We start from the raw sequence: 12,541 nt of genomic DNA on the forward strand, positions 1-12,541 counted from the left end.
GTTCGTGATCCTTTAATGCGCCGCCGATGTATCCGCAATGCGCTTAGGCTTGGGCGCAAACCACACCGCAATCGCCCCCAGCAAGAACGACAGCGCCGCCATCACGAACATGTGATTGGTCGACAGCATGATGCTTTGCGACTGCAGCGTCTGCTCGATGCTGGCGCGCGCCTGGTCGATCGACATGCCGGACTGCATCAGGTTGTTGACGGCGTCGCCAGCTTGGTCCACCAGTCCGGCCAGTTCCGCATGATAGCGGGTGGCGTTGTTTTCCCAACCGGTATTGACCAGCGAAGTCGCAATCGCGCCGGACATGGTGCGGCAAAAACTCATCAGACCGGCCGCCGAGGCGGTTTCAGACGGATTCACGCTGCTCAGCGCCAGCGCCGTCAGCGGTACGAAGAACAGCGGCATGCCGATGCCCTGCATCAGCAGCGGCCAGCCGATCTGGAAGGTGGCCATGTCGGTGCTGTTAAAACTACGAAACAAAGTCACCATGCCCAGCCACAGCACGCCGCAGCAGACCAGCTTGCGCGGATCGACCTTGGTCGATAGCTTGGCCACAAACGGCGCGGTCAGCACCGCCAGGATACCGGATAGGGCCGTGGTCTGGCCCGAATGCGTCGCGGTATAGCCCATATAGCCTTGCAGCCACAGCGGCGTCAGTACCGTGGCGCCGAAGAAAGCGCCGAAGGCCAGGCAGATGGTGGTGACGCTGGCCGAATAGCCGCGATGGCGGAACACGCGCAGGTCGACAATCGGATTGCGCTCGGTCAGCTCCCAGATCAGGAAGGCAATGAAACCGATCGCGGCGGTCAGCGCCAGCGCCACGATTGTGGTCGAGGCAAACCAGTCGAGCTCCTTGCCTTTGTCCAGCATCAGCTGCAAGGCTGCAACCCAAACGATCATCAGCCCCAGTCCCACTTTGTCGATCGGCAGCTTCACCAGCGGCGACTCGAAACGCTTCAGCATTTTCCAGCCGATATAGCCGCAAATCAGCGCCACCGGCACATTGATGTAAAAGATGTAGGGCCAGCTGTACTGGTCGCACAGGACGCCGCCCAGTATCGGCCCGGCGATCGGCGCGATCAGGGTGGTCATGGCCCATAAACCGACCGCCGCCGGCGCTTTCTCTTTCGGAAAAACCCGCAACAGCAAGGTTTGCGACAAAGGAATCAGCGGGCCGCCGGCCAGTCCCTGCATGACGCGGAAGGCGATCAGCAATCCCAGCGAATTGGCAAAGCCGCACAGCGCGGAAAAAATGCCGAACATGATCATCGACGTGATAAACACGCGCACCGCGCCGAAGCGGTTGGCCAGCCAGCCGGTGAGCGGCACCGTGATTGCCTCCGCCACCGCATAGGAAGTGATCACGTAAGTGCCCTGGCTGGACGAAGCGCCAAGGGCGCCGGAGATGGTCGAGACCGAGACGTTGGCGATGGTGGTGTCGAGCACCGCCATGAAATTGGCGGCCGCCAGCAGCAGGCCGACGCCCAGCAATTGCACGCCCTGCAGCGGCTGCACCGGCAGTTCGGAAGACGAAGTGGATGACATGATGCTGCTTTCTTACATGGCGGAGGAAGGCACGGCTTTAGCGGCGCGGGTATCAATCTCGACTTCCATCGACAGGCCGACGCTCAGCGGCTGCTGCAGCAGCTGTTTGGGATCGACCGAGATCCGCACCGGCAGCCGCTGCACCACCTTGATCCAGTTGCCGGTCGCGTTCTGCGCCGGAATCACGGCGAAGGCCGAGCCGCTGCCGCCGGACATGCCTTCGACCGTGCCGTGGTATTCCACCGAGCCGCCGTAGAGATCGGCCTTCATGGTGACCGGCTGGCCGATCTTGACCTGGGTCAGCTGGCCTTCCTTGAAATTGGCGTCGACATGCATCAGTTGGGTCGGCACCACCGACAGCAAGACGGTACCAGCCTGCACCCGCTGGCCGATCTGCACCTGGCGGCGCGCGATCACGCCATCCACCGGCGCCCGCAGCACGGTGCGCTCCAGGTCCAGCTTGGCCTGGTCGCGCTTGGCGCGCGCCAGCGCCACTTCCGGATTGGTGTCGACGGTGGTGTCAGCGGTCAGCACCGTACTGGCTTTTTGTGCGCCCACGGTGGCAAAACGATTGGCCTTGGCCTGCACCTCGCCGGCTTCCGCCACTTTCAAATTGGCTTGCATGGTCAGCAAGGCGCTGTGCGCATTGCTCAGTTCTTCACCCGAGACCGAACCTGATTTCGACAGTGCTTCGCGGCGATGATAGTCGAGCTCGGCACGCTGCAGGTCGGCCTGCGCCGAAATGGTCTGCGCCGCGGCCCGTTTCTGCTCCGCTTCGCGCGCCAGCACCTGCGCCGCCAGCCCGCTGTCGTTGGCAAAATATCCCTGCACCCGGCGCTGCGCCCGGCCCAGGTCGGCTTCGGCCTGCGCCAGCGCCAGCTTGGCGTCGCTGTCGTCGATCACCACCAGCACCTGGCCCTTTTTCACCGCCTGGGTATCGACTACCTTGACATCGGCGACGATGCCGTTGATGGCCGGCGTCAGCTGCGAGATTTCGACCGCGGTATAGGCGTTGTCGGTGCTGACATAGCGCGAGCCGATGAAGTGCCAGTAAGCGGCATAACCTAGGCCGGCAACCAGGATCACCCCCACCAGGGCGCCGAACAGTTTCTTGCGCTTTTGGGTGCTAGCCTTGGCCTCTGCCTTGGCAACCGCTTCTTCTGCCGCCAGGTCCTTGATGACTTGTGAATCGCTGTGTGACATGTTGCTATCCTTAGAATAAGTTTTAAGTGTTTGATCAGCGCGCAGCCAACTGGCGCTGCTGATCGTGCTGGTAGCCGCCGCCCAGCGCGCGCACCAGCGCGACATCGAGCGCGAACAGGCGTGAGCGCAGCGTCGACAGCTCGCGCTGGTTGGTCAGCAAAGTGTCCTGCGCATTGAGCACATCCAGATAGGTCGCCAGGCCGCCCTCATAGCGATTGCGGGCGATGCGGTAAGCATCGTCGGCTGCGGTGACCGCCTCTTGCGTCTTGTCGAGCCGGCCCGACAAGGCTTTTTCGCTAACCGCTACATCGGCCACGTCCTGCAAGGCTTGCGTCACAGCGCTGTCGTAGTTGGCGACCGCTTCGTCGTAACTGCCGCTGGCGGATCGGAACTGGCCGCGCAAACGGCCGCCTTCGAAAATCGGCAGCGAAATCGCCGGGCTGATGCTGCCGACGTCGGAACCGGCCTTGCTCAGCATGCCCAGGCCCAGCGCCTGCAAACCCAGGTAGGCAGTCAGGTTCACGTTTGGATAAAACTGCGCCTTGGCCACCTTGATCTGCTTGGCCGCGGCTTCCACCCGCAAGCGCGAGGCCACCACATCCGGCCGCCGGCCGAGCAGGTTGACCGGCAACTGCTGCGGCATGCCGAACGGATGCGACATGTCGATTTCAGGGCGCAGCAGGCGCAGGCCGCGATCCGGTCCGGCGCCGACCAGCGTGGCCAGCTTGTTGCGTTGCAGATTGATGGATTCGGTCACGTTCAGCAGATCGGCTTCAGCCATGGCGCGCCGCGCCAGCACCTGCTTGACGCTGCCCAGGGTTTCCAGGCCGTTGACGCGGCGCTGCTCGAACAGATCGTAGGTTTCCCGCCGCACTTGCAACGCTGCTTCGGCGGTATCGCGCTGGCTCAGCAATCTTTCGAATTCGGCGTAGGCCGCGGCAATCGAGGTCGACAAGGTGATCCGTGCCTGCGCTGCATCGGCGCGTGCGGCTTCCAGTTCGGAGGTGGCGGCGGCCAGCGCGGCGCGGTTCTTGCCCCAGAAATCGATTTCGTAGCTGAAATTGAGGGTGGCGCTGCCTTCGTTGTTGTAGCCCTGCGGCACAAACTCTGCCGGCACGCCATTGTTATAGCTCTGCTTCATATAGTTGACCGAAGCGTTGGCGCTGACCTGCGGCAGCAAAGCTGCGCCCTGCTGCTGCGCATTGCCCTCAGCTTTCAGCAGGCGCGCCTGCGCTGCCGCCAGCGAGGGTGCGCCTTGCAGGCCCTCGCCGATCAAAGTGTCGAGCTGCTTGTCGCCATAGACGACCCACCATTGATCATCCGGCCAGGCCACGGCGCTGCCGGCCAGCTGCTGCGAGGCTTGATAGGATGCGATGTCTTTCGGCTCGGCGCGGGCGCCGATGTCGGAAAATTGCGCGCAGCCGCTGAGAGCGAATGCCAGCACGCACAGGGTTGCGACTCCGCGCAAGCCAGGCACGGCATAAGGTGAAATATGTGAGGAAAAACGGGAGCCTTGCATGAGAAATTCCATTCATAACTGAACTGTACGGTACGGTACAGTATAGTATTGACTTTTGAGCGTCGTCAAGTAAAACTAGGCGCCGACAAGCCCAAAAAGCAACGCACAAAAACAGCGGTTTTGATGCTGTAAAACAGGAAAAATTGACACATGCGCAAGAAAAGCGAGGAACGACGACAGGCCATCATCGATGTCGCGGCAACGATCTTTAATGAAACAGGATTTGAACGAACATCCATGTCGGAAATATCGACGCGCCTGGGAGGATCGAAAGCGACCCTGTACAACTATTTTTCCTCCAAGGAGGAAATTTTTGTCGAAACCATGCGCCAGCAGATCGGCCAGCACTATGAAGCAGTATTCGAACAACTGGTCGAGAACGACGATCTGCGCCTGACCCTGCAGCGCTTGGGAACAAAGTACCTGCAAGTGATCCTGATGCCGGAAGTGGTGGCGGTGAAACGCCAGGTGCTGTCCCACGCCGAACGCTGGGATATCGGCAAGATGCTGTATGAACGCGGTCCGAAAGCGGGCTGGACCCGGGTCGCCGATTTCCTGAAGAAGGCCATGGACAAGCAGCAGTTGCGCAAGGCTGACGGCTGGGTGGCGGCCCTGCAATTGCGCGGGCTGGTGGAAAGCGAATGGATGGAAATGCGGATGCTGGGCGTGGTGACGGGGCGACACCGGAGCAGATCAAGGATTCTACCGAGCGCGCCATCGATGCCTTCATGCGCATTTATGCGCCTTAGGCCAGCGCCCGCGTCAATGCAAACGCGAGCGAGCATAAAAAAAGCCGATCTTTCGATCGGCCTTCTTAACTGACTATCAGCGGCGCTGGCGCCGCCAACGAGCTTCAGATTTCTTCGTACAGCGGCAGCGTCAGGAATTCGGCAAACGAAGCCGAGGTCGACATTTCTTCAAAGATCCTCGCAGCCCGGTAGTAAGTAGCGCCATCGCCGACCAGCGCCTTGACCTTGGCCAGCTCTTCCGGAATCATCGCGACCACCATCTCGGCAGTCACCTTCCTGCCGTCTTCCAGCACGCCCTTGGTCGAGCGGATCCATTGCCATACCTGGGCGCGGCTGATTTCCGCGGTGGCGGCGTCTTCCATCAGGTTGTGGATAGGCACGCAACCATTGCCGGCCAGCCAGGCGCCCAGGTAATGGATGCCGACGTTGATGTTATAGCGCAGGCCGGCTTCGGTGATCGGCGCTTCCGGCTTGAAATCGAGCAGGTCGGCGGCGCTGACGTTGACGTCTTCACGCTGCTTGCTGATCTGGTTCGGCTTGTCGCCCAGCACCTTGGTGAACTCGGTCATGGCCAGCTCGACCAGGCCTGGATGGGCAACCCAGCCGCCGTCGTAGCCGTCGGTGGCATCGCGCGCCTTGTCGGTGCGTACGCCGCCCATGGCGATCTCGTTCTTGGCCGGATCGTTCTTGATCGGGATCAGTGCGGCCATGCCGCCGATCGCCGGCGCATTGCGCTTGTGGCAGGTCTTCAGCAGCAGCAAGGCGTAGGAGCGCATGAATGGCGCGGTCATGGTGACCTTGGCGCGGTCGGCCAGGCAGAAATCCTTGTCCAGCTTGAACTTCTTGATGCAGGAAAAGATGTAATCCCAGCGGCCTGCGTTGAGGCCGGAACTGTGTTCGCGCAGCTCGTACAGGATTTCATCCATCTCGAAAGCGGCCAGGATGGTTTCGATCAGCACGGTGGCCTTGATGGTCCCTTGCGGCAGGCCGAGTTCGTTTTGCGTCATCACGAAGATGTCGTTCCACAGGCGCGCTTCCAGGTGCGACTCCATCTTCGGCAGATAGAAGTAAGGACCGGCGCCGCGCGCCAGCTGTTCCTTGGCGTTGTGGAACATGAACAGGGCGAAGTCGAAGATGCCGCCGGAGATGCGCTTGCCGTCGACCAGCACATGCTTTTCATCCAGGTGCCAGCCGCGCGGACGCACCACCAGGGTGGCGACCTTGTCGTTCAGCTTGTAGGACTTGCCGTTCTGTTCCAGCGAAATGGTTTTGCGAATCGCGTCGCGCAAGTTGATCTGGCCGGTGATCTGGTTGTCCCACACCGGCGAGTTGGAATCCTCGAAGTCGGTCATGTAGCTGTCAGCGCCGGAGTTGAAGGCGTTGATCACCATCTTGCGCTCGACCGGACCGGTAATTTCCACGCGGCGGCATTCCAGCGCGGCAGGAATCGGCGCGATCTTCCAGTCGCCGTTGCGGATATGCGCGGTTTCAGGCAGGAAGTCCGGGCGCTCGCCGGCATCCAGGCGCTTGGCGCGCTCGACGCGCACTGCCAGCAGTTCCTGACGGCGCACTTCGAACGCGCGGCTCAGCTTGGCGACCAGGGCCAGTGCATCGGGCGTCAGGATTTCCGCGTAGCCGGGTTCGATCGCGCCGTTGATTTCCATTCCTGCGGGCAGTGTCAGTTGCGTCATGCTCTACTCCTGTTTGTTCTATGAATTGGTGTCTTCTACAGCCTGCGCCAGGACCATGGTGCAGTGCTACATTCCGTTTTTTACCATGTCGGCTATGCAAAAAGCCGAATGGCATTATCTAATTTTTACGCTATATAGTATATTTAAACTAAATCATCATAGGTTGAACGAATTATCATTTGATCTATGCGTTTTAGTCACAAGTGAGCTTACCACAGCTTCCTTTCCCCAAACCCGAGACGGCAGCGCAGCGGACCAACGCAATGGATCAGTTCAAGCAGATTTCCACCTTCGTCGAAGTCGCCGCCAAAGGCAGCCTGTCGGCCGCCGCCCGCGCCGAGGGGATCGCCCCAGCCATGATAGGAAGGCGGCTGGATGCATTAGAGGAACGGCTCGGTGTCAAACTTTTGCAACGCACCACGCGCAAGATCGCGCTGACCAATGAAGGCGAAGCCTTCCTGGAAGATTGCCAGCGTATCCTGTCCGACCTGGAAAATGCTGAGTCGGCAGTCTCGGAGCGCAGCGCCCATGCCAGCGGCCACCTGCTGATTTCGGCGCCGGCCGGCTTCGGACGGCAGCACGTGGCGCCGCTGATGCCCTCTTTCCTCACCGAACACCGCGACGTCACCCTGACCCTCAACCTGAACGACCGCGTGGTCGACCTGATCGGCGAAGGCATCGACGTCGCCATCCGCATCGCTTCCTTGACGGACTCCTCGCTGATCGGCGCCAAGCTGGCCGACAACAAACGCATCGTGGTGGCCTCGCCAGCCTATATCAAACGGCACGGCAAGCCGCTCAGCGTGGACGACCTGCAGAAGCACAACTGCCTGGCGATCAGCAGCGAAGGCAGCCAGCGCGGCTGGAGCTTCCGCCAGAACGGCAAGATCGTCACGGTCAGGGTGGCCGGCAACATGGTCTGCAACGACGGCCAGGTCCTGCACGACTGGGCGCTGGCCGGCAAAGGCCTGGCCTGGCGTTCGATGTGGGAAGTCGGCAGCGAGATCGAATCCGGCAAGCTGGTGACCGTGCTGGACGAATTCGCCGCCCCCGGCAACGATATCTACGCCGTCTTCGCACAGCGGCGCCATTTGCCCCTGCGGATCCGGGTATTTGTGGATTTTTTGCGACGCGCCTACGCCCAGCCGGATTATTGGCGCCAGGGTTGACGCTAAATTCTCGCAGTTTGAAAATAGTGGTTTATAATTATCACCAGCTGCACGATTTCTTTCGTGCAACACCCTCTCAAAGGGGAGTAGCTCCTGAATATTGTACTGGCTGACGCGTTTCAATGACCTGTCGCCGCAATGTTCTGCAAGGTAGTCGTCATCACGGTACAGGCACAACGCCTGCGCCCGGTTACCTTGGCAGCAACGCTGTTGAGCAAGACCTTTGTCAGCATGGATTCCATGCAGGCATTGTGTCGCGTTTACTTCTCGTCACTCCTGCTGTTATCCATGTTTTGAGGTTATTCGTTAACCCTGTTGGAGACTTTATGGATTTTTCTGGTTTACTTTCAATGCTGGGCATGGCCGACTGGAATGCCGGCGCCTTCTTCACGGCGCTGGCGGCGATCATCGTGATCGACCTGGTGCTGGCCGGCGACAACGCCATCGTGATCGCCATGGCGGCACGCAGCCTGCCCGACCACCTGCGCCGCAAGGCCATCCTGTGGGGCACCGCCGGCGCCGTCGTGATGCGCGTGCTGATGACCATCGGCGTGGTCTGGCTGCTCAAGATACCAGGCCTGCTGCTGGTCGGCGGCGCGGCGCTGCTGTGGATCGCCTACCGCCTGCTGACGCAGTCGGATAGCGGCGAAGCGCACGGCATCAAGGCCACCACCATGGCCGCCGCATTGAAAACCATCATCATCGCCGATACCGTCATGGGCATCGACAACGTGCTGGGCGTGGCCGGTGCCGCCAAGGGCAGCATGGCGCTGGTGATCATCGGCTTGCTGATCTCGGTGCCGATCATGGTCTGGGGCTCGACCCTGGCGCTGAAACTGATCGAACGCTTCCCGCTGACGATCTTCATCGGCGCCGCGATCCTGGTCTACACCGCGATGCACATGATCGTTACCGAACCGGTACTGCGGCCGTTCTGGGACAGCTTGCCAGGTCTTAACTATGCAGCTTACGTGCTGGGCTTTGTGGTAGTGCTGGGCGGCGGCTGGCTGGTCTCGAAGCGGCGCGAAAGCGCCAAGGCCGCCGGATAAGATCGCGGAATCCGGACATGCAAGCCCCGCCTGGCCAGGCGGGGCTTTTTTCATGGTTCAGTCGTAGGGTGGGCACGCTTTTGTGCCCACGCGGATAGCGGCACGGCGTGGGCACAAAAAAATGCCCACCCTACCGGTGTTTCAAAGCGCTCGCTTCGCCGTGAGTATCCGCTGGTGAAACGCCAGATGATCCTCGATCAAGGTCGAGATGAAAAAATAGCCGTGGTCATAGTCCGCATGGCGGCGCAGCGTCAGGCGCTGCCCTGCTTGCGCACAGGCCGCTTCAAACTGCGCCGGCAGCAGCTGCTCAGCCAGAAATTTATCACCCAGGCCTTGGTCAATCAGGATCTCTTGCGGGAACGGCTGCGGCAAGCCCAGCATCAGCTGGGTCGCATCGTAGTCGCGCCAGCTGGCCCGGTCTGATCCCAGATAATTGCCGAATGCTTTTTGCCCCCACGGACACTGGCTGGGCGCCGCAATCGGCGCAAACGCCGACACCGAACGGAACACATCCGGATTACGCAATGCCAGCACCAGCGCGCCATGGCCGCCCATCGAGTGGCCAAAGATGCCGATCTTGCCGGCTTGCGCCGGAAATTCCTGGATCACGGTCTGCCGCAACTCGTGCAAGATATAGGAATACATCTTGAAATGCTGCGCCCACGGCGCTTGCGTCGCATCCAGGTAGAAGCCGGCGCCGTTGCCGAAATCCCAGCTGTCGGCGGCGCCGGCGATGCCGGTATCGCGCGGGCTGGTGTCCGGCGCCACCAGCATGATGCCGTGCTGCGCCGCATAGCGCTGCGCGCCGGCCTTGATCATGAAGGTTTCTTCGGTACAGGTCAGCCCGGCCAGGAAAAACAGCACTGGCACCGGCCCCAGTCTGGCTTGCGGCGGCTGGAATACGGAAAAGCGCATCGGCAAGCCGATTTCCTTCGAAGCATGGCGGTAGAAGCCCTGCGTGCCGCCGAAACAGGCATGCTCGCTGACGACTTCCATCAGTAGATCACCACCGAACGGATCGATTCACCGCTCTTCATCAGGTCGAAGCCTTCATTGATGCGCTCCAGCGGCAAGCGGTGTGTGATCAAGTCATCGATGTTCAGCTTGCCGTCCATGTACCAGTCGACGATTTTCGGCACATCGGTGCGGCCGCGGGCGCCGCCGAAAGCGGAGCCCTTCCAGACCCGGCCGGTGACCAGCTGGAACGGCCGGGTGCTGATTTCCTGGCCGGCGGCGGCGACGCCGATCACGATCGACTGGCCCCAGCCCTTGTGGCAGCATTCCAGCGCCTGCCGCATCGTAGTCGTGTTGCCGATGCATTCGAAGCTGTAGTCGGCGCCGCCGTCGGTCAGGCCGATGATGGCGTCCACCACGTTTTCCACTTCCTTGGCGTTGATGAAATGGGTCATGCCGAACTTGCGCGCCATCGCTTCGCGCGCCGGATTGATGTCGACGCCGATGATCTTGTCGGCGCCCACCATGCGCGCCGCCTGGATCACATTGAGGCCGATGCCGCCGAGACCGAACACCACCACATTGGCGCCCGCCTCCACCTTGGCGGTGAACAGCACCGCGCCGACGCCGGTGGTGACGCCGCAACCGATATAGCAAACCTTGTCGAACGGTGCATCTTCACGGATCTTGGCGAGGGCGATTTCCGGCACCACGATGTAGTTGGAAAAAGTCGAGGTGCCCATGTAGTGGTAGATCGGCTTGCCGTCGATCGAGAAACGGCTGGTGGCGTCGGGCATCAGGCCGCGGCCCTGGGTCGAGCGGATAGACTGGCAGAGATTGGTTTTCTGCGACAGGCAGAATTTGCACTGGCGACATTCCGGCGTGTAGAGCGGGATGACGTGATCGTTCTTTTTCAGGCTTTTGACGTCAGGGCCGACATCGACCACCACGCCGGCGCCCTCATGGCCCAGGATGGAAGGGAAGATGCCTTCCGGATCGGCGCCGGAGAGCGTGTAGTAATCGGTATGGCAGATCCCGGTGGCCTTGATCTCCACCAACACTTCGCCGGCGCGCGGGCCGCCCAGTTCGACTTCCTCGATGGTCAGTGGCTGACCGGCTTTCCATGCGATAGCTGCTTTGGTTTTCATTTGATTGACCTTTACCGGGATGTATTGGATGTATTAGATGTATTCGGGAATACAGGATTATTCATTATGAATGGCAAGCTTGCCATTTACTCGGCGTCACGTATCTTGCTCAGGGCGTCATCGATGCGTTCTACGCCGATCACTTTCAAGCCTTCGATCTCTTGTTTCGGCATGTTCGCCTTGGGAATCATGGCAATCGAAAAACCCAGCTTGGCGGCTTCGCGCAGGCGTTCCTGGCCGCGCGGCGCCGGCCGGATCTCGCCGGCCAGGCCGACTTCGCCGAACACCACCAGCCCGCGCGGCAGCGGCCGGTTACGCATGGAGGAATTGATCGCCAGCAGCACTGCCAGATCGGCGGCCGGCTCGGTGATCTTGACGCCGCCGACGGCGTTGATGAAGACGTCCTGGTCGAACGCCGCGATGCCGGCATGCCGGTGCAGCACCGCCAGCAGCATCGCCAGGCGGTTCTGTTCCAGCCCCACCGATAGCCGCCGCGCGTTCGGCACGTGCGAGGCGTCGACCAGGGCCTGGATTTCCACCAGCAAGGGCCGCGTGCCTTCCTGTGTCACCATCACGCAGGAACCCGGCACCTGGCTGTCGTGCTGCGAAAGGAACAGCGCCGACGGGTTCGACACGCCCTTCAGACCTTTTTCGGTCATGGCGAACACGCCGAGTTCGTTGACGGCGCCGAAGCGGTTCTTGAACGCCCGCACCAGGCGGAAACTGGAATGGGTGTCGCCTTCGAAGTACAGCACGGTATCGACGATATGCTCCAGCACGCGCGGCCCCGCCAGCGCACCTTCCTTGGTGACGTGGCCGACCATGATGATGGTGATGCCGGACTGCTTGGCGACCCGCGTCAGCTGCGCCGCGCATTCACGCACCTGCGCCACCGAACCGGGAGCAGAGCTGAGCGCATCCGAATAGACTGTCTGGATCGAATCGATCACCGCCACTTCCGGCTTGTGCTCCACCAGGGTGTTGAGGATTTTTTCCAGCTGGATTTCCGCCTGCAGGCGCAGGTCGCCGGCATCCACCGCCAGGCGCTTGGCGCGCAAGGCAATCTGCGCACCCGACTCTTCGCCGCTGACGTACAGCACTTTCTTGATCTTGGAAAGATTCGCCAGCGCCTGCAGCAGCAAGGTCGACTTGCCGATGCCCGGATCGCCGCCGATCAGCACCACGCCGCCAGCCACCAGGCCGCCGCCCAGCACGCGGTCGAATTCTTCGATGCCGGTGCCGAAGCGCGGCACATCGATCGCTTCGATATCGGCCAGGGTCATCACCGGCGCCGTCTGCGCCAAGCCCTGGTGCTGGTTGGAAAAACGGTTGCCGACCGCTTCCACGATGGTTTCCACCAGCGTATTCCACTGCCCGCACGAGGGACACTGGCCGGTCCATTTATTGGCGATGCCGCCGCATTCGGTACAGGTGTAATTGGTTTTAGCTTTGGCCATTCGCTTCTATCGTTTCATAACATGCATGCACAACTGATCTGCCCACTT

10 protein-coding genes are annotated in these 12,541 nt (G+C 61.1%); 3 read left to right on the forward strand and 7 right to left on the reverse strand.

The genetic code is table 11. The annotated features are described in order from the left end of the window. Positions 1 to 12 precede the first annotated feature (12 nt). The 3 genes from CPter91_RS14515 to CPter91_RS14525 are packed head-to-tail and all read right to left on the reverse strand — an operon-like array spanning position 13 to position 4,276. Entirely contained in the window at positions 13 to 1,554 is a 1,542-nt protein-coding gene (locus CPter91_RS14515) for a DHA2 family efflux MFS transporter permease subunit (RefSeq protein ID WP_061941463.1), read from the reverse strand. 12 nt (positions 1,555 to 1,566) lie between these two features. Continuing rightward, positions 1,567 to 2,757: an HlyD family secretion protein gene (locus CPter91_RS14520; RefSeq protein ID WP_061941465.1), complete on the reverse strand. Its 1,191-nt coding sequence runs from the start codon at positions 2,755 to 2,757 to the stop codon at positions 1,567 to 1,569. Positions 2,758 to 2,791: 34 nt separating this feature from the next. Beyond that, positions 2,792 to 4,276 (reverse strand): efflux transporter outer membrane subunit, encoded by a 1,485-nt coding sequence (locus tag CPter91_RS14525; RefSeq protein WP_150119711.1) that lies wholly within the window; start codon positions 4,274 to 4,276, stop codon positions 2,792 to 2,794. 150 nt (positions 4,277 to 4,426) lie between these two features. Here CPter91_RS14525 and CPter91_RS14530 point away from each other — a divergent pair, with 150 nt between their 5' ends. After that, the gene (locus CPter91_RS14530; protein ID WP_236905822.1) at positions 4,427 to 5,098 is read left to right on the forward strand and encodes a TetR/AcrR family transcriptional regulator; all 672 of its coding nucleotides are present in this window, start codon (positions 4,427 to 4,429) and stop codon (positions 5,096 to 5,098) included. Between the two features lie 31 nt (positions 5,099 to 5,129). Here CPter91_RS14530 and aceB read toward each other — a convergent pair whose 3' ends face one another. Further along, a complete protein-coding gene (gene aceB, locus CPter91_RS14535) occupies positions 5,130 to 6,716 on the reverse strand; it encodes a malate synthase A (RefSeq protein ID WP_061941467.1) in 1,587 nt (528 codons plus the stop codon). 263 nt (positions 6,717 to 6,979) lie between these two features. Here aceB and CPter91_RS14540 point away from each other — a divergent pair, with 263 nt between their 5' ends. Then, positions 6,980 to 7,885 (forward strand): LysR family transcriptional regulator, encoded by a 906-nt coding sequence (locus CPter91_RS14540; RefSeq protein ID WP_061941469.1) that lies wholly within the window; start codon positions 6,980 to 6,982, stop codon positions 7,883 to 7,885. Between the two features lie 326 nt (positions 7,886 to 8,211). Further along, on the forward strand, positions 8,212 to 8,934 hold the full coding sequence (locus CPter91_RS14545) for a TerC family protein (RefSeq protein ID WP_417924820.1): 723 nt from the start codon (positions 8,212 to 8,214) through the stop codon (positions 8,932 to 8,934). A 141-nt stretch (positions 8,935 to 9,075) separates the two neighbouring features. On the opposite strand, the gene fghA is transcribed toward CPter91_RS14545, so the two are convergent. From fghA to radA, 3 genes are all read right to left on the reverse strand, one after another. Then, positions 9,076 to 9,930 (reverse strand): S-formylglutathione hydrolase, encoded by an 855-nt coding sequence (fghA, locus tag CPter91_RS14550; protein ID WP_061941473.1) that lies wholly within the window; start codon positions 9,928 to 9,930, stop codon positions 9,076 to 9,078. After that, on the reverse strand, positions 9,930 to 11,036 hold the full coding sequence (locus CPter91_RS14555; protein ID WP_061941475.1) for an S-(hydroxymethyl)glutathione dehydrogenase/class III alcohol dehydrogenase: 1,107 nt from the start codon (positions 11,034 to 11,036) through the stop codon (positions 9,930 to 9,932). The genes fghA and CPter91_RS14555 overlap by 1 nt, the downstream gene beginning before the upstream one ends. Before the next feature lie 86 nt (positions 11,037 to 11,122). Next, a complete protein-coding gene (gene radA / locus CPter91_RS14560; protein ID WP_061941478.1) occupies positions 11,123 to 12,493 on the reverse strand; it encodes a DNA repair protein RadA in 1,371 nt (456 codons plus the stop codon). Positions 12,494 to 12,541: the final 48 nt, after the last annotated feature.

Source organism: Collimonas pratensis (genome assembly GCF_001584185.1).
Classification (GTDB): domain Bacteria; phylum Pseudomonadota; class Gammaproteobacteria; order Burkholderiales; family Burkholderiaceae_D; genus Collimonas; species Collimonas pratensis.